The 16915-nt window shown below is 68.8% G+C and carries 16 protein-coding genes; 7 read left to right on the top strand and 9 right to left on the bottom strand.

Annotation, left to right across the window (positions count from 1 at the left end; all coding sequences use genetic code 11):
- Positions 1–72: 72 nt before the first annotated feature.
- A complete protein-coding gene (locus TR33_RS15070; RefSeq protein ID WP_014909061.1) occupies positions 73–543 on the bottom strand; it encodes a hypothetical protein in 471 nt (156 codons plus the stop codon).
- A 517-nt stretch (positions 544–1060) separates the two neighbouring features.
- Between TR33_RS15070 and TR33_RS15065 the strand changes: the two genes are divergently transcribed.
- Entirely contained in the window at positions 1061–2869 is a 1809-nt protein-coding gene (locus TR33_RS15065; RefSeq protein WP_014910279.1) for an AMP-dependent synthetase/ligase, read from the top strand.
- Here the strand turns inward: TR33_RS15065 and TR33_RS15060 are convergent.
- Positions 2857–3267, bottom strand: a complete 411-nt coding sequence (locus TR33_RS15060; protein WP_042283753.1) for a helix-turn-helix transcriptional regulator — start codon at positions 3265–3267, stop codon at positions 2857–2859. The two genes, TR33_RS15065 and TR33_RS15060, sit on opposite strands and share 13 nt — an antisense overlap.
- A gap of 188 nt (positions 3268–3455) precedes the next feature.
- On the opposite strand from TR33_RS15060, the gene TR33_RS15055 reads away from it, so the two are divergent.
- Positions 3456–3977, top strand: coding sequence for an MFS transporter (locus TR33_RS15055; RefSeq protein ID WP_052358171.1), 522 nt, complete (start codon positions 3456–3458; stop codon positions 3975–3977).
- An 82-nt stretch (positions 3978–4059) separates the two neighbouring features.
- On the opposite strand, the gene qcrB is transcribed toward TR33_RS15055, so the two are convergent.
- The 4 genes from qcrB to ctaE are packed head-to-tail and all read right to left on the bottom strand — an operon-like array spanning position 4060 to position 8397.
- Positions 4060–5703 (bottom strand): cytochrome bc1 complex cytochrome b subunit, encoded by a 1644-nt coding sequence (qcrB, locus tag TR33_RS15050; protein ID WP_014913558.1) that lies wholly within the window; start codon positions 5701–5703, stop codon positions 4060–4062.
- Between the two features lie 3 nt (positions 5704–5706).
- Entirely contained in the window at positions 5707–6840 is a 1134-nt protein-coding gene (gene qcrA / locus TR33_RS15045; RefSeq protein ID WP_014910126.1) for a cytochrome bc1 complex Rieske iron-sulfur subunit, read from the bottom strand.
- On the bottom strand, positions 6833–7753 hold the full coding sequence (qcrC, locus tag TR33_RS15040) for a cytochrome bc1 complex diheme cytochrome c subunit (RefSeq protein ID WP_014911746.1): 921 nt from the start codon (positions 7751–7753) through the stop codon (positions 6833–6835). Before qcrC ends, qcrA begins: the two co-directional genes overlap by 8 nt.
- Before the next feature lie 17 nt (positions 7754–7770).
- A complete protein-coding gene (ctaE, locus tag TR33_RS15035; RefSeq protein WP_169336177.1) occupies positions 7771–8397 on the bottom strand; it encodes an aa3-type cytochrome oxidase subunit III in 627 nt (208 codons plus the stop codon).
- A gap of 482 nt (positions 8398–8879) precedes the next feature.
- Here ctaE and TR33_RS15030 point away from each other — a divergent pair, with 482 nt between their 5' ends.
- Entirely contained in the window at positions 8880–9311 is a 432-nt protein-coding gene (locus tag TR33_RS15030; RefSeq protein ID WP_017535115.1) for a hypothetical protein, read from the top strand.
- Positions 9312–9546: 235 nt separating this feature from the next.
- The gene (gene trpD, locus TR33_RS15025) at positions 9547–10668 is read left to right on the top strand and encodes an anthranilate phosphoribosyltransferase (RefSeq protein WP_017535114.1); all 1122 of its coding nucleotides are present in this window, start codon (positions 9547–9549) and stop codon (positions 10666–10668) included.
- A gap of 84 nt (positions 10669–10752) precedes the next feature.
- Here the strand turns inward: trpD and TR33_RS15020 are convergent, their stop codons facing one another.
- Genes TR33_RS15020 through TR33_RS15010 form a run of 3 tightly spaced genes read right to left on the bottom strand, consistent with a single transcriptional unit; the run spans position 10753 to position 13549 of the window.
- Complete coding sequence (locus tag TR33_RS15020; protein ID WP_014910589.1) at positions 10753–11028, bottom strand: Lrp/AsnC family transcriptional regulator; 276 nt, start codon at positions 11026–11028, stop codon at positions 10753–10755.
- Between the two features lie 51 nt (positions 11029–11079).
- Positions 11080–11844: a rhomboid family intramembrane serine protease gene (locus TR33_RS15015; protein WP_014908810.1), complete on the bottom strand. Its 765-nt coding sequence runs from the start codon at positions 11842–11844 to the stop codon at positions 11080–11082.
- Complete coding sequence (locus TR33_RS15010) at positions 11822–13549, bottom strand: DEDD exonuclease domain-containing protein (protein ID WP_234305852.1); 1728 nt, start codon at positions 13547–13549, stop codon at positions 11822–11824. The genes TR33_RS15015 and TR33_RS15010 overlap by 23 nt, the downstream gene beginning before the upstream one ends.
- Positions 13550–13697: 148 nt before the next feature.
- Between TR33_RS15010 and TR33_RS15005 the strand changes: the two genes are divergently transcribed.
- The 3 genes from TR33_RS15005 (at position 13698) to TR33_RS14995 (ending at position 16604) form a co-directional block, all read left to right on the top strand.
- Entirely contained in the window at positions 13698–13979 is a 282-nt protein-coding gene (locus TR33_RS15005) for a hypothetical protein (RefSeq protein ID WP_014910911.1), read from the top strand.
- The gene (locus TR33_RS15000; RefSeq protein WP_014912540.1) at positions 13976–15352 is read left to right on the top strand and encodes an NYN domain-containing protein; all 1377 of its coding nucleotides are present in this window, start codon (positions 13976–13978) and stop codon (positions 15350–15352) included. Before TR33_RS15005 ends, TR33_RS15000 begins: the two co-directional genes overlap by 4 nt.
- 250 nt (positions 15353–15602) lie before the next feature.
- Positions 15603–16604 (top strand): C40 family peptidase, encoded by a 1002-nt coding sequence (locus TR33_RS14995; protein ID WP_014908707.1) that lies wholly within the window; start codon positions 15603–15605, stop codon positions 16602–16604.
- The last annotated feature ends 311 nt before the right edge of the window (positions 16605–16915 follow it).

Raw genomic sequence — 16915 nt, 5'->3', positions numbered from 1 at the left:
CATGGCAGAGGGTTTTCAAATGGTGTAAACCATTCGATTAAACCAGGCATGCGAGGCCCCGTACACTCCGCGTCAGTCCCGCTTCTCCACGGCGTCCCGGGCGCCGCCTTCCGAGGACTCCCGGCGCACGCGTTCGTCGCGCTCGCGGTCCTCTCGTTCCCGCTCCTCACGCTCCCCGCGGAGACGCTCGGCCTCCTCGCGCCCCTCCTCCAGGGTCCGCTCGACCACGCCCCAGGTCCGCCCGAGGGCGTCGGCCAGGGTCAGCCCCGCCCGCCCCAGGTGGCCGGCGACCTCGGGGGCACTCGTACGGACGATGTCGACGAACTCCTCCAACGGAGGGCGCCGCTGATCGGTCTCGATCCGGATCGCCTCCTCCCACACGTCCTTCTTGGGCGGTGGGGAGGCGACGGCGCCCACACCACGCTTGACCCCCTCGACCAACAATCTGCGTTGCAGGGTGTCGACCAGGCGTAGGGCGTCGTCGATGAGGTCGGGGCCGTCGGATCGGGAGCGATCCCGTGCCGCGCCGTTGTTCTCGGTCATCTCTGGAGAGCCTCCTGTCGTGCCGTGGCCTCACGTTAACCGCCCGACAGGGGCGCCGGCAGACCTCTCAGGGCAGGTTCAGGGGGGAACCAGGGATGACTCGGGGGCCCGACCACGTTGAAGGAAACGGGAGGATACACACCCATGACCCCATGGATCGCTCATGGAGTCATAAAGAGCGACCCGAGTCCGAGGTGCGCCGAGAAGGGGGCAGACGATAGTCTCGGCTCCGTATATCCGCGCCGGAGACCACTCGGACACCCACCCGACCTGCGGTCCCGGCGCCCCGGACGAGGGCGGGACCCACGCGTACGCGCCCGGGACGAGGAGCCGCCCACGGCACCCGGAACGGCGAGCGGACGGACGACCGACGGGGCCCGGACGGTTCCACTCGCACGTCAAGCCCGGATCACCGTTGGATACCGAACGAGGAGCCATCCTACTCACGAGTAGGATTCTGTTGTTACGGTCGTCACGGCCCCATCCACCAGCACCCGTACACGTCCAGGAGCACCACGTGCGCGAATACAGCTCTCCCGCGAAAGCCGAGATCTCAGACGAGGCGCGGCTGACCGACACGCTCTTTGCGCGCGCGGCCGGCGAGCCGAAGGCGATCGCCGCCCGCCGTCAGGAGCAGGCCGGTTCCGGCCAGTGGCGTGACGTGACCGTCGAGCGTCTGCACGCCGACATCGTCGGTTACGCCAAGGCACTGATCAACGCGGGCATCGAGCAGGGCGACCGCGTGGCCCTCATGTCGCGCACCCGCTACGAGTGGACCGTCATCGACTACGCCATCTGGTCGATCGGCGCCGTCACCGTCCCGATCTACGAGACCTCCTCCGCCGAGCAGATCCAGTGGATCCTGTCCGACTCCGGCGCCAAGGCCGCCTTCGTCGAGACCCCCGACCACGCCGAGCGCGTCGAGTCGATCCGCGAGCAGGCCCCCGAGCTGACCAAGGTGTGGCGCTTCGACGGCGACGACCTGGAGAAGCTGGTCGCCACCGGCACCGGGATCTCCGACGAGGACCTGGAGAAGCGTCGCACCGCCGTCAAGGCCGACGACCTCGCCACCCTCATCTACACCTCCGGCACCACCGGCCGCCCCAAGGGTTGCGAGCTCACCCACCGCAACTTCCTCTTTATCGCCCACGCGGCGCTGGAGGGCCCGGCCAAGCCCATCATCCTCGGGCACGAGGGCGCCCCCTCCACTCTGCTCTTCCTCCCCCTCGCGCACGTCTTCGCGCGCTTCGTCCAGGTCATGGTCATCGAGGGCAAGGCCGTCCTGGGCCACTTCCCCAGCACCGGTCCGGACCTGATCGACCAGTTCTCGGTCTTCAAGCCCACCTTCCTGCTCGCGGTCCCCCGCGTGTTCGAGAAGGTCTTCACCAAGGCCCAGCAGAAAGCCGAGGCCGAGGGCAAGGGCAAGATCTTCAACATCGCCGCCGACACCGCGATCGAGTACAGCAAGGCCCTGGGCAAGGGCAACGTGCCACTGACCCTCAAGCTCAAGCACGGCCTGTTCAAGAAGCTGGTCTACAGCAAGCTCATGGACCGTCTGGGCGGCGAGGCCCGCTACGCGGTCTCCGGCGGTTCGGCCCTGGGCGACCGCCTGGGCCACTTCTTCCGCGGCGCCGGCCTCACCATCATCGAGGGCTACGGTCTCACCGAGACCACCGCCCCGACCTCGGTCAACAGCCCCGGCTTCAACAAGATCGGCACCGTCGGCCAACCCATGCCGGGCACCACCATCAAGATCGGCGACGACGGCGAGATCCTGCTCAAGGGCGACCACATCATGGTCGGCTACTGGCAGAACGAGAAGGCCTCGAAAGAGGCCTTCGAGGACGGCTTCTACCGCACCGGCGACCTCGGCTCCCTCGACGACGACGGGTTCCTGAGCATCACCGGTCGCAAGAAGGAGATCATCGTGACCGCCGGCGGCAAGAACGTCGCCCCGGCCGTCCTCGAAGACCGGATCCGCGCCCACGCCCTGGTCAGCCAGTGCATGGTCGTCGGCGACAACCGCAAGTTCATCGCCGCCCTGATCACGATCGACCCCGAGTCGTTCGCGCTCTGGAAGGACCAGAACGGCAAGAGCGGCGAGATCGCCGACCTGACCGAGGACGCCGACCTCCAGGCCGCGATCCAGGGTGCCGTCGACGACGCCAACAAGGCCGTGTCCAAGGCCGAGGGCATCAAGAAGTTCAAGATCCTGCCGAGCGACTTCACCGAGGAGGGCGGCCAGATGACCGCCTCCCTGAAGGTCAAGCGCCACGTGGTCAGCAAGCAGTGGAGCAAGGAGATCGACGACATCTACGACGTCTGATCCTCGAAGTCCTCCTCGAGGGGCCGGTCGCCGACGCGACCGGCCCCTCGGCCTTTCCCACCGGCCGTCAGCAGGTCCCGGTGGGCTCCGGGCCGTAGCCCGAGATGACGCCGGAACGCCTCACTGAATCCGTACGGGTCGGCGTACCCGACCCGGCGCGACACGCTGTCGACGGTGGCGCCGGGCTCCAACAACAGTTCCGACGCCAGGGTCATCCGCCAGGCCGTCGGATAGGCGATGGGGCTCTCCCCCACCGGTTCGTTGAAACGGCGGGCGAAGGAGGCACGGGAGACCCCTCCCCGCGCGGCCAGGTGGAGGGGATGGCCTCCCTCCGGGGTGAGCACCCCGTCGCCGCCGAGGAGGATCACCAGACCGAAACGCTCCTCCTCCCCCTTCACCGGTACCGACCACGGCCCCCGCAGGAACCCCCGCCGCCGGCACGCTCCTGGGAGCGGCCGGAGCGGCGGTCCTGTCCTCGACCCCGGCCCTGATCCTGGGCTCTCAGGCGACCCCCGTCCTGGCCCGGCGCCTGAGGCCCACACTCGTCATCGTCGCCGGCGTCGCGATCGCGCTCCCCGGGTTCGCCGTGCCGGCCACCGCCGACGGCCGGGAGGCCTGGTGGCTGAGCGCGGGGTTGAGCCTGGTGGTCCTCGGTCTGGCCCCGATCACCGTGCCGGGCACGGATCTGGCCGTGGGGGCCGTCGCCCCGGAACGGGCGGGGGCCGCCTCCGCTCTGGGACAGACCGCCTACGAGCTGGGGCCGGCCTTCGGGATCGCCACGATCGGCACCGTGGCGGCCTCGATCTATCGGAACGAGGTGATCGCCCGGGCCCCGTCGGATCTGCCCGCACCCCTGGTGGAGTCCGCCGCCGACGGTATGGGAGGAGGCGTCGCCCTCGCGGAGGGGACGTCCGGGCCCGCCGGAGAGGCGTTCGTGTCCGCGGTCCGCGCCGCCTTCGACACGGCCTTCGCCGCCGCGGCCTGGACGAGCGCGGGTCTGGCGGTCCTGGTCGGGGTGTGGTCCCTGATGTCCTTGTGGCATCTTCGCCCTCTCGGGTGGGAGCCCGAGGGCGCGGGAACGTCTCCCGAGGCCGCAGAGAAGATCTGAGGGCCTCCTGGACGCCTTCCCCGAACACGTGAGGGGCCCGACCGCGCTCGGCGGTCGGGCCCCTCATCGGGACGCGGGGGACCTAGTGGTCCTTGTCGCTCCCGTGGTGCAGGTGGTGCCCGCTGTGGGGCTCCACGCCCTCGAAGGAGATGTTGTCCTTCGTGTACCAGTGGGCCAGGGACCTGCGGAGTTTGCCCATGCCCTTGCGGGCCTCGGGGTTCTCCACGCCCTTCTCGTCGGTCGTCCCCTCCGTCAGAGCGTCGGAGGTGATGACCGGCTTGCTCTCCAGCACGTGGGTGGTCTCGGCCGAGCTCTCCTTGTGGACCTCGATGAACTCACCGCTCGGGAGCTGCTGGATGGTGCCGCTCTCGTAACCGTGCTCCAGGATCTCCCGGTCACGGCGCTGGAGACCCAGGCAGATCCGCTTGGCGACGATGAAACCGATGATCGGACCGAGGATGGCCAGCGTACGGAAGATGTACGTGGTCACGTAGAGGTCGATCGAGAAGGTCTCCGACAGGATGTCGTTCGAACCGGCGAGCCAGAGCACACCGTAGAAGACGATGCCGGCGACGCCCAGACCGGTGCGGACCGGGGCGTTGCGCGGGCGGTCCGCGACGTTGTGGGCGCTCTTGTCACCGGTGATCCACTGCTCGATGAACGGCCACATGGCCAGTCCACCGAAGATCAGGCCGGGGATGACCAGACCGGGCACGAGGACCGCGGTCATGATCGGGTATCCGGCGCCGATCGGGATCGTGAAGTCGAGCCAGTTCGGGAAGATCCGCAGCGAACCCTCCATGAAGCCCATGTACCAGTCCGGCTGGAGACCGGAGGTGATGGACGTCGGCGTGAAGGGACCGAACAGGTGGATCGGGTTGATCTGGACAAGGGCGCTCAGACCCGCGATGACGGCGAAGGTGAAGAAGAAGAACCCACCCGCCTTGACCGCGAACCCGGGGAACATGGGTGTTCCCACGACCGTCTTGTCCGTTCGTCCCGTCCCTGGATACTGCGTGTGCTTCTGGTGCCACAGGATCATGAAGTGCGCCACGATGAGCGCCAGCAGGATCGCCGGGATCAGCAGCACGTGCAGCATGTACAGACGCGTGATGATGTCCTCGCCGGGGAACTCCCCGCCGAACAGGAACATCGAGATGTAGGAGCCCACCAGTGGCAGCGCCAACATCACGCCCTGGAGGATGCGAACACCCATACCGGAGGGCAGGTCGTCCGGCAGCGAGTAGCCGAAGAGGCCCTCGACCATGGCCAGACCGAAAATGGCGATACCGATGAGCCAGTTGATCTCACGCGGCTTGCGGAACGCCCCGGTGAAGAACACACGGAGCATGTGCACCACAAGGGAGGCCACGAAGATCAGCGCGGCCCAGTGGTGGATCTGACGCATGAGGAACCCGCCCCGGACATCGAAGTCGATGTACAGGGTCGAGGCGAACGCCTCACTCATCGGAACGCCCTGGAGGCGCTCGTAGGAGCCGTCGTAGATGATCTCCGTCATGCTCGGTTTGAACCAGAGCGTCAGGAAGACACCGCTCAAGAGCAGGATGATGAACGAGTACAGCGCGATCTCGCCCAGCATGAAGGACCAGTGGTTCGGGAAGACCTTGCGCAGGTTCTTCTCACCGGTCTTCGCCAGGTGGAAGCGGTCGTCGATGAAGTTTCCGACGCCGCGCAGCGCCTTGGGTGCTTGCGTGGTCTTACTCATCGACTAGTCCTTCGCGTATTCCCAGAACGTCGGCCCGGTCGGCTCGTTGAAGTCGCCCCGGGCGACGAGGTAGCCCTCGTCATCGACGCCGATGGGCAGCTGCGGCAGCGGCCGGTGGGCCGGGCCGAAGATGACCTTGGCGGCGTCGGACGCGTCGAACGTGGACTGGTGGCACGGGCACAGGATGCGGTGCGTGGTGCGCTCGTAGAGCGCCGCCGGGCAGCCCACGTGGGTGCAGATCTTCGAGTACGCCACGATGCCCTGGTGGGTCCAGTTCATGTGGGTCTCGTCGCTGCCCTTGCGGACCGGCTGGTCCATTCCGGGCTTCCAGTCCTCTTCCGGCATCTTGATGAGCAGGATGACGGACTTGGCCTGGTCGGTGAGGCTCATCCCGTGCGGGTAGCCCTCGTCGTCCAGAGCGGGAAGCGCGGAGATCATCCCGTACGGGTCGTTCTCCAGGTCCTCGGCACGAAGGTGACGGTGGGTGCCCTCGGCGTACATGCGCATGCCGTCGGTCCACCGGGTCTTCTTCATGAGGTCGCCGGGCACGGGCCCGGTGTCGCGCAGGAGCACCACCGGGGCCAGCCCCAGCGGGAGCATGGCCGCGATGAGCGTACGGCGCATCAGCGGACGCTTGGTGAAGCCGCTCTCGTCGGCGCTCTTCATGAAGAACTCGCTGAAGGAGCTCTTCTCCTCCTCGCTGGAGGGAAGCTCGTCGTAGGGAGAGGCCACCTCGTAGTGGGGCATCACGTTGCGCGCCCACACCGTCATACCGGCACCGATACCGAACATGGCGATGGCGAGGGTCCCGCCGAGCAGCAGGTTCGAGTACTGGCCGATCTGCGGGTCCGCGATCGCGGGCTCCCCCGCCGCGTTCGGCGGGAAGAGGAAGTACGAGACCAGGAAACCGATCCCCGCCAGGAAGGCGATGATGAACCAGGCCGAGGCGAGCTTCTCGCCGCGGCGCTGCTGCTCCTCCGGGTGGTGGTGGGTCTCCGAGGCCAGGTACGGCCCGTTGTGCTCACGCTCGGCGTGAGACGAGGTCTCGGTCACCACGTCCGTGGTGTCCTTCGGGGTGCCGACCACACGCTCGTCGGCCCCGGCCTCGTTGTTGTCATTGTTGTTGTTCTCAGTCATGGGCACGCTGCTTCGCGGTGATCCAGATCGCGCAGGCGATGATCAGGGTCAGACCCACGGTCCACCCGATGAAGCCCTCGGCGACCTGGCCGACTCGCTCCAGGTCGAAGATGCCGCCGGCGTTCGGTTCCGCCTGCAACGTCTTCACATAGGAGATGAGCTCCTGCTTCTCGTCAGGAGCGATGACGCCATCGCTGAACATCGGCATGGCGCCGGGTCCGCTGACCATGGCCTCGTAGATCTGACGCGGGGTCGAGTCGTGGATCTCCGGGGCCCACCGGCCGTCGGTGAGGGCGCCGCCGCCACCGGACCAGCTGTGGCAGTGCGCACAGTTGGTCAGGTAGAGCTTCATGCCCATGTCGACGTCGTCGGCGCCTTCGATGTAGGAGTCGTACTCCGCCTCGTAGTCCTCGATGGCGGCCTCGTAGGCCGCCTGGTCCTCGAAGTCATCGGCCTTGGGAGGCGTACCCGGAACGTCGTAGGGCACGTCGGCGCCACTACCGTCGGTCCTGATCGACTCGTCGTAGTAGGCGATCAGGTTGGCCAGGTCCTCCTCGGACATGACCATCGGCTTGCGCGGCATCTGGGAATCGGGGTCCATCGACGGCATACGGCCGGTGCTGACCTGGAAGTCGATGGCGGCCGATCCGACCTCACGGAGGTCGGGACCGTTCAGGGCCGAACCCGAACCGTCCAGGCCGTGGCACGAGGCGCACGTCTGGTCGAAGATGGCCTTGCCCGCGGCGGTGTCCACGTCCTCGGGGGACGGGGCCTCAGCCGAAAGCGTCTGCGCGCTTGCCTGGTCCGCGGTGGGGGCCAGAGAGGCGTACCCCACCCCGAACAGGGCTAGCGCGAGGATGACGACGACATACCCCGCCAGGGGATGCCGTCGCCGCGCGGTAATCCATTTCACGGTTTCCCCGTTTCGGGTTACTGGATGAAGTAGATGGTGAAGAACAAAGCGACCCAGACGACGTCGACGAAGTGCCAGTAGTAGGACACGACGATCGCACTGGTCGCCTGTTGGTGAGTGAAGCGCTTCGCGGCGTACGTGCGTCCCAGCATGATGAGGAACGCGATCAACCCACCGATGACGTGGAGTCCGTGGAAGCCAGTGGTCAGGTAGAACATCGACCCGTAGGCGCTCGACTGGAGAGTCAGGCCCTCGTGGAAGATGAGCTCGTAGTACTCATAGGCCTGTCCAAGGATGAAGAACAGGCCCATGAAGAACGTGATGAAGAACCACATGCGCAGCTTCTTGACGTCACCGCGCTCCGCGGCCCAGACGCCGAACTGCGCGGTGAAGCTGGAAGCCACCAGGACCACGGTGATCGTGGAGGCCCAGGGCACGTTGAGGTGGACGTCCGCCCACTCGCCGAGCTCGGGGTTCCCGTTCGTCACCGATCGGATGGTGAAGTACATCGCGAACAGCGCAGCGAAGAACATGAGTTCGTTGGCAAGCCAAACGATGGTGCCAACACTCACCAGGTCAGGACGCTTTGCCGCACCATGCGCTGGTGCGGTTGCTGTTTTTGGGTTCGCGGTTGCTGTCGCCACGGGAGCATTATTACGGCATCTCGCGAAGGTCCGTACTCGACCCCCCGTAAGGCGACGGATCAGTCCCGGTATCGACCGTCATCGGGGTCACGGGCGGAGGCGTATCCGTGACATGGGCGTTACTGTAACCGCCGCCGGCCCCACTCTCCGCACACGGCGCGCTCACATGCGTGAAAAACCGCGATCCTGCGCGGTTGCGGCGTTCCGTACCCCGCGAGACCGCCCCCGAACCCTCCCTTTCCAACGCCGAGATATCGAAACGATCACCGTTGGGCAACGGCACCCTCGAGGCCGTCGGACGAAGCCCCTCACGCCCCTGGCATGCTGTGGTGTCGAAGGTCTCAACCTCTCCACCGGTTCCTCGACTCTCCTGGGCCGGCGGGGGCACGAGGCAATAGAGTCGTAGTCATACAGCCAACGAACGCCACGGCCGCACCCCCCACGGCGGCGGCCGCGGACTGACGCGATGGGACGGTTGCGCGATGAGCGGTACGGACACGGACGCCAGGATGCGCGTGCTGGTCTACAGCGACAAGGCGGACACCCGTGAGCAGGTGCGGACGGCCATCGGCCGCCGCCCCGCCACCGATGTCCCCAAGGTCGAGTTCGTCGAGTGCGCGACCGCGCCCGGCGTTCTGCGCAAGCTGGAGTCCAAGGACCCGGCCGAGCGCATCGACGTGGCCATCTTCGACGGTGAGGCCGCGCCCACCGGTGGGATGGGCCTGTGCCGCCAGGTCAAGGACGAGATCTTCCGTTGCCCCCCGGTACTCCTCCTGGTGGGCCGGCGCGACGACGGTTGGCTGGCGACCTGGTCCCAGGCCGACCAGGTGGTGAGCCACCCCATCGACCCGGTCGCGCTCGCCGAGTCGCTGGCCGACCTCATGCGCCGCCGCGTGGCGGCACTCAGCGGGTGACCCGGTGGGGCGTGCGGAACACGGCCTGGTGAAGGCCGGAGGGGACGACGGCGCGAGGGACATGCGCCGTGGCCTCATGGTGGGCGGAGCCCTCAACCACGGCGCGAGTACCGGGCGATGGCGCGGCCGCGCCCGGATCCTCGCCCTTCCCCGCCCGGGTCGTTGAGGGGCGGGCACCTCACCCGTGCCCGCCCGACGACCCCGTTCCCACGCCCTTCCATCAGGAGTAGCCCACATGAACGTCCCCGCATCGTCCGCCGCGGAACGGAACGCCGTCGATACCGGCGCTCCCGTCGGAGATTCCTCCTCCGTCGAGGAGCGCACCTGGTCCAACCTGATCACCGCCCTGCTCGGCGGCGTCTCCCTGAGCGCCTCCGACACCGAGTGGGCGATGAACGAGATCATGTCCGGGTCGGCGACCGACGCGCAGGTGGCGGGGTTCGCCATCGCCCTGCGCGCCAAGGGCGAGAGCGTGTCCGAGGTGACCGGTCTGGCCCAGGGCATGCTCGACAACGCCGTGCGGATCGAGATCCCCGGCCCGACCCTGGACATCGTCGGCACCGGCGGCGACCGGGCCCACACGGTGAACGTGTCCACCATGGCCGCGATCGTGGCCTCGGCCGCGGGCGCCCGGGTGGTCAAGCACGGCAACCGCGCCGCCTCCTCCTCGTGCGGGACCGCCGACGTACTGGAGCGGCTCGGCGTGGTCCTGGACTTGGCGCCGGAACCCACCGCCCTGCTGGCGGAGAAGGCGGGGATCACCTTCTGCTTCGCCCCGCTGTTCCACCCCTCCCTGCGTTACGCGGCCAAGCCCCGTCGTGAGCTGGCGGTGCCGACCGTCTTCAACTTCCTGGGGCCCCTCACCAACCCGGCCCGGCCGACCACCTCGGCGATCGGGGTGTTCGACGAGCGCATGTGCGAGGTCATCGCCGGGGTCTTCGCCCGTCGCGGTTCCTCGGCGCTGGTGTTCCGCGGCGACGACGGTCTGGACGAGCTGACCACGACCACCACCTCCACGGTGTGGGTGGTCTCCGAGGGACGGGCCCGTCGCGAGCGGCTGGACCCGACCGACCTGGGGATCCCGCGCTCGGCCCCGGACGCCCTGCGTGGAGGCGACGTCGACTTCAACGCCCAAGCGGTACGCGACCTGCTCGCCGGCCGTACCGGGCCGGTCCGCGACGCGGTGTTGCTCAACGCCGGGGCCGCGCTGGCCGCGGTGGAGGGCATCGACGGCGATCTGACCGAGGCCGTGCGGGTCGGATACGCGCGCGCCGCCGCCGCGGTCGACGACGGTTCCGCCGAGCGGGCGCTGGAGACCTGGGTGCGCGGCAGCCGGGAGGCGGCCGAGGCCCGCTGAGATCGGGGGACGCCCCCTCGGAACGAGACGGGCGGGGCGCGGTGGATCGGATCCGCCGCGCCCCGCCCGTCTCGGTGTCCGGGCCTACCAGCCCAGGGCGAAGGCCGACTCCAGGTCGTGCTTGGAGTAGGTCTGGAAGGAGATGTGGGTGTCGGAGGAGATCACGCCGGGCACCTTGTTGACCCGGCCGGGGATCACGTCGGCCAGGTCCTCGTGACGGCGGACCCGCACCATGGCGATGAGGTCGACGCCTCCGGTCACCGAGTAGACCTCGCTGACGCCCTCGATCTCGGCGATGGCCTCGGCGACCTCCGGGATGCGGTGGACGTCGGCCTTGATCATGACGATCGCGGTGATCACTGTGCCTCCTGGGCGTTCGTGGTACGTGGGCGGGACGGGGAGGGCGTCGCTCTAGTAGGCGTCGGAGAGCCGTGTTCCGGAGTTCCTGCGCCAACGGAAGGCCACCGGTGCCGCGATCAGCCCCGCGATGAACCCGTAGACGTGCGCCGCGTAGGCCACGCCGGATCCCCCGCCCGGGGCGGTCGAGGATGTGACGTAGAGAAGATACTGAAGCGCGAAGTAGCTGCCGACCACCGCCCATCCGGGCAGCCTCATCGGGACGACGCCGAACACGAGCGTGGTCACACGGCTGCGGAACTGGACCACCAGATAGGCCCCGAGCACCCCGGAGATGGCGCCGGAGGCCCCGATCATGGGCACCCCGCCGTCCATGTCCACCAGCGCGTGCCCGTAGACGGCGACGACCCCGGTCAGCACGTACAGGAGCAGGTAGCGAAGCCTGCCGATACGGTCCTCGACCACCGGTCCGAACACGAACAGGTAGACCATGTTGCCGAGCAGGTGCATGGCGCCGCCGTGCAGGAACATCGAGCTGAGCACCGAGAACCAGACGGATTTGCCCTCGATCCCCCCGCATTCGGGGGTGAGCGGTTCGGCCAGGGCCGCGCGTCCGAGGATCTCGTCCGGGATGGCCCCCCAGCGCATGAAGTAGGCGTCGACGGCGCAGAACCGTTCGAGCATGTCGGCCGGGTACCAGACGGCGGTGGCCGCCTGTGGGGAGAGCAGGTAGACGAGGACGTTCGCGGCGATCAGGCCGTAGGTGACGACCGGTGCGCGGCGGACGGGATAGTCGTCATTGAGCGGAAGCGCGGCCATGGGCCCAGTGTGTCATCCGATCGTGGGCTTCGGCGCTCCGCAACGGGCATGTCCACTCACCTTCGATCTCGATCAGGTGGGTGCCGGGGGTGGTGAGCCAGTCCAGGATCAGCTCGCCCTCCTCCGCCGTGGCGTTGGGCACCGGTCCGGGACCGGGCGGAACGCGTTCGGCGGTGGCGGTGAGCGAGTTCAGGAAGGCCGCCGGGTCGGTCCCCGGGGTCAGGACGGCGCAGGAGGCCAGACGTCCGTGGCGGACCACGATCGTCTCCCACCCCCGATCCCCCGGCCGGGAGGCGACCAGGTGGGGCACCGAGGCGAGCGCCGTCAGACGTTGGGACCGCCGGGCGCCCCGAAGGAAGGCCACGAGACGGTCGCGCAGACTCGCCGCCTCCTCGTAGCGCAACTCGGCCGACAGTTCTCCGATCCTCGCGGTGAGCGCGTCCACCACCACAGCGGGGTCGGCGGTCATGGCGGTGCGCGCCTCTTCGGCGTGGACCCCGTACTCGTCCCGCCCCTGGGTCCCGTCACAGGGGGCGCCGCAACGCCCCAGTTGGGCGAGTACGCAGCGTGGCACCGTACGTTCGGGCGGGGCGAAGGTGTGGGTGCACTGTCGCAGGGGCAGGGCGTGCAGTAGTGCCTCGCGGGCCTCGTCCGCCTCGCGGGCGGAACGGTAGGGACCCAGGTAGGGGGCGCCGTCGTCCTTGACCGAACGGACCACCGCCAGACGCGGGTAGGCGTCGGTGGTGAGCTTCACCCAGCGGACGTTCTCCGGGTTGCGCGAACGCCGGTTGAAGGGGGGTTTCCGTTCGGCGATGATGCGCAGCTCACGGACAGAGGCCTCCAGGTCGGTGGCGCAGACGATCGGGGTGACCGCCTCGACCAGACCGGCCATCTCGCGGATCCGGCGGCGGGACTCGGCCGCGGTGAAGTAGGAGGCGACCCTGCGTCTGAGGTTGTTGCTCTTGCCCACGTACAGGCTGTGGCCCCGCGAGTCGGTGAACACGTACACGCCCGGACGGTCGGGCAGGTCCTCGGCGAGGTGCCTGCGGGCGCGCTGGGCCTTGGTCGGTGGTTTGGAGACCGCCCGCAGCTCCTCCAGGGAGGTGGCGCCCAAGGGGACGAGTTCGGAGATGAGCCCGCCGAGCACGTCCACGGTGGCGCGGGCGTCGTCCAGGGCTCGGTGATCGGGGGTGACGGAGGCGCCGTAGTAGGCGGCGAGGGTGCCCAGCCGGTGGTTGCGCACCTTGGGCACGGGCAGGAGGGCCCGGGCCAGCCGCAGGGTGTCGACCACCGGCGGCGCCGGCCACTCCAGCGCCTCGCGTTCGCAGGCGGCCTTCAGGAAACCGGTGTCGAAGGGGGCGTTGTGGGCGACCAGCACACTGTCGGGATCCTCGGTGAGGAAGGCCAACAGCTCGGGCAGGACCTTCTCGATCCGGGGCGCCGTCGCCACCATGGACTGGGTGATCCCGGTCAGGAGGGTGACCTCGGCCGGAATGAGGGTATCGGGATCGACCAGGGTGGTGTACTCGTCAAGGACCTCGCCGTCACGGACCCGCACCGCGCCGACCTCGGTGATCCGGGACCTCGACGCGCTGGTCCCGGTGGTCTCCAGGTCGACGACGACGAAGGTGACCTCGGACAACGGGGTGCCGAGGTCACCGATGCTGGTTTGGACGCCCAAGGGCGTCACGGACTGTCGAACCACCCGGTCAGAGTAGTCGGGGGGCACGACCGAACCTCTCCGGGAGAACGCCCGACCCTCCCGACGTGGAAAGATGTGGGCACCGGGGGCACCGGGACGCCAGAGGGCGCTCGGCCCCATGACGATGACGACGACAACGAGGAGGAACCCCGTGGGGATCGCGATGCCGGGTGACAGTGAGCGTTGGCGGTGCACGGGGTGCGGCAATCTCACGCGGTTCGACGTGACCCGCACCGTCCGCTCCCAGGACTACGTGCACCAGGAGCTGTCGGGCGCCGGGGCCGTCGAGGAGCGCAACGTGCTGTCGGAGACGATCGAACGGGTGCGGTGCCGCTGGTGCGGCGCCACCGACAGTGTGGAGATCGTCCCCCGCCCCGACGCCGACCGGTCGGACTCCGACCCTTCGGCGGAGAGCCCGACGGGTCTCGCATGAGTGGCGGCCCGGAGGCGGGCGGCCGGACCGACGGAGAACCGATCGACCGGAGCGGGGCCTCCGACTCCGACGACGACCCCGCCGAGCGGCTCTTCCGTCCCCTGCCCGAGACGGTCCGTGCCCGGGTGGTGGAGTACGGATCCGACGTGCTGGGCGGGATGCGCACGGCCGATCTTCCGCCCGTACTGCGCAGGGTGGCCAGGTTCGAGCCCCGGCGCAGGGCCAGGTTGGCCGGTCCGCAGATCGCCGCCCAGTTGGAGAACGACGCGGACTTTCGCGCGTTGGTCGCCTCACGGGTGGAACAGGTCTGGCCCGAGCTCGCCGAGGGGATGCGCGCGGGGGTCGTCCCTCCGGCCGCCGATCCCGTGGCAGTGGCCGCCTGCGCCTATCTGCTGCGTCCGCCCGGCTGGCCTCGGATGATCGAGGACGTCCACCAGGAGTTGGAACGGCGCAACAACGCCAAAGAGGTGGACGAGGCCGCCGAGGCCCTGGAGGAGGTGCGCCGGGAGCTGGAGGAGACCAGGCGCGGTCACCGCTCGGAGACGGACCGTCTACGTGCGCAGATCTCCGACCAGCGCACCGAGATCGCCGAACTGCGCCGGAAGGTGCACAACGAGCGGCAGCGCGCCCGAACGGCCACCAGCGAGGCCGAAGAGGCGATGAGCCGGGCCCGGGAGCACGGCAGCGAGACCGAGAACCGGGTCCATTCCCTGGAGAGCGAGAACCGGAGACTCCGGGCGAGGCTGGCCGACGCCGAGGCCCAGGTGGAGAACGCCCGTCGCGCGGTGCGCACGGGACGCAACGCCGACGAGGCCCGTCTCCGGATCCTCCTCGACGTCCTGGTGGACGCCTCGCACGGTCTGCGACGCGAACTGGCGCTGCCCACGGGGTTGGACAGCCCGGCCGACCTGGTCGCCGCCGCCGGCGACGAACGTCGTCGGGTGTCCTTGGACGGGTTGCCCGACGACGACCCCGGGCTGCTGGAGCACCTGTTGACCGTCCCCCGGGTGCACCTGGTGCTGGACGGCTACAACGTCACCAAGACCGGGTACGGCACGCTCCCGTTGGTCGATCAGCGCAACCGTCTGCTGGCATCGCTGGAGGGCCTGGCGAGCCGGACCAGGGCCGAGATCACCTGCGTGTTCGACGGCGCCGACGTCGACACCCCTCCGGTGGTCCCGAACCGTCGGGTCCGGCTGTTGTTCAGCGCCCCGGGCGAGACGGCGGACGAGTTGATCGTCCGACTGGTGCGGGCCGAGCCGCCCGGTCGTCCGATCGCCGTGGTGACCTCGGATCAGGAGATCGTTCGGGCGGTCCGCAGGGCCGGGGCCAGGGCCGTCCCCTCCCTGATCTTCCTGCGACAACTGTCCTGAGAGTGCCTGATGGTGACCACGCTCACCCGTGTCACGGGGGGTCTTCGGGCCCTGCCCTGGTTGAGCGGGGAAGGCCGGTCCGCTAGGTTCTTCCCGAACGTGAGTGCCTCATCGGGTAGAAGGCCACCCCTGTGTCCGTCCCCGGTGAGGACCCGCACACTCATGGCAGCCCCGTGACCCACGGGCGCCCCCAGCTTTCGTCTCCCAGACACCCCTGCGGATTTCCCAGACTCAAGGAGCGTGGACCGCCATGAAGAACCCCGGTGGTCGGCGTACGGCTCGCCGAATCGCTACGACCGGCCTCGGCGTGGTCGCCGCCGGCACCTTCATCGCCCCAGGTATCGCACACGCGGAGCCGACCCAGGACGAGGTCGAGGACCGCATCGAGGAGCTGAACCAGGAGGCCGCCCAAGCGGTAGAGGCCTACAACCAGGCCGAAGAGGACTACGAGGCCGCCAAGGCCGCCTTCGACGAGATCGACGACCAGGTCGGCGACGAGGAGGACCGCTACGAGGAGCTTCGCGAGAAGGTCCAGCAGTTCGCCAACGCCACCTACCAGGGCGGCGACCTCAGCTCGACCGCGAACGTCCTCACCTCCGACGGTCCCGAGACGCTCCTGGAGCAGAACGCCGACCTGACCTACCTGTCGGAGGCCCAGCAGGCCCAGCTCGACGACTTCGGCGACTCCGCCGAGCGTCTGTTCGCGCTCAAGGACGAGGCCGAGTCCGCCTTGGAGGAGGCCGAGAAGACGAAGGACGAGGCCGAGGAGGCCAAGGAGGAGGTCGAGAAGGCGATCGAGGAGCAGCAGGAGCTCCTCGCGCAGTTCCCCGACTCCGACGCCTCCGCCGAGGGCGCCGACGACAGCGGCGGCCAGAGCCACGCGGGCGGTGGCAGCGGCGGCGCGTCGACGGCCCTGGACTTCGCCTACTCCAAGGTGGGTCTGCCCTACGTGTGGGGCGGCACCGGCCCCAACGGCTACGACTGCTCCGGCCTGGTCCAGGCGTCCTGGCGCGCGGCCGGTGTCGACCTGCCCCGCACCACCTACGGGCAGGCCGACGTGGGCACCCGCATCTACGACATGAGCGCGGTCCAACCGGGCGACATCCTCTTCTTCTTCGGCGACCTGGGTCACAACGGTCTGTACGCGGGCAACGGGCAGATGGTCCACGCCCCGAGCAGCGGCCGCAACCTGGAGGTCGTCGGGTTGGCCGCCTACTGGGGCGGTCAGTTCCAGTTCGCGGTTCGTCCCTGAACCACTCGTGTCCACGAGGCCGTCGTCCTTCGGGGCGACGGCCTCGTGTTCGTTCCGGCCCCGGGCCCCGAGGTTCGTGGAAGCGTCCCGTGGGGCGGGTTTCGGACAGACCTCCCCTTCTTCCAGAACATCACGAAACAGTTGAGAGCCACCCAAGAGATGCACTAGTGTTCGTCGCCGAGCAAGGTCGTTCCTCTTCACCGAACCCCGTCGGTGACGGCCTCGCCCGGGTCGGGCACAGCAGACCCCCTTTCGGTCGTCCTCATCGACTCCGCCCCTGCCCGGTACGCCCGCCTGTTCCCGATCACCGG

This window comes from Nocardiopsis alba (genome assembly GCF_000710955.1).
Taxonomy (GTDB): domain Bacteria; phylum Actinomycetota; class Actinomycetes; order Streptosporangiales; family Streptosporangiaceae; genus Nocardiopsis; species Nocardiopsis alba.
Note: the sequence above shows the minus strand (reverse complement) of the source record. Positions and strands in the feature narration are given on the sequence as shown.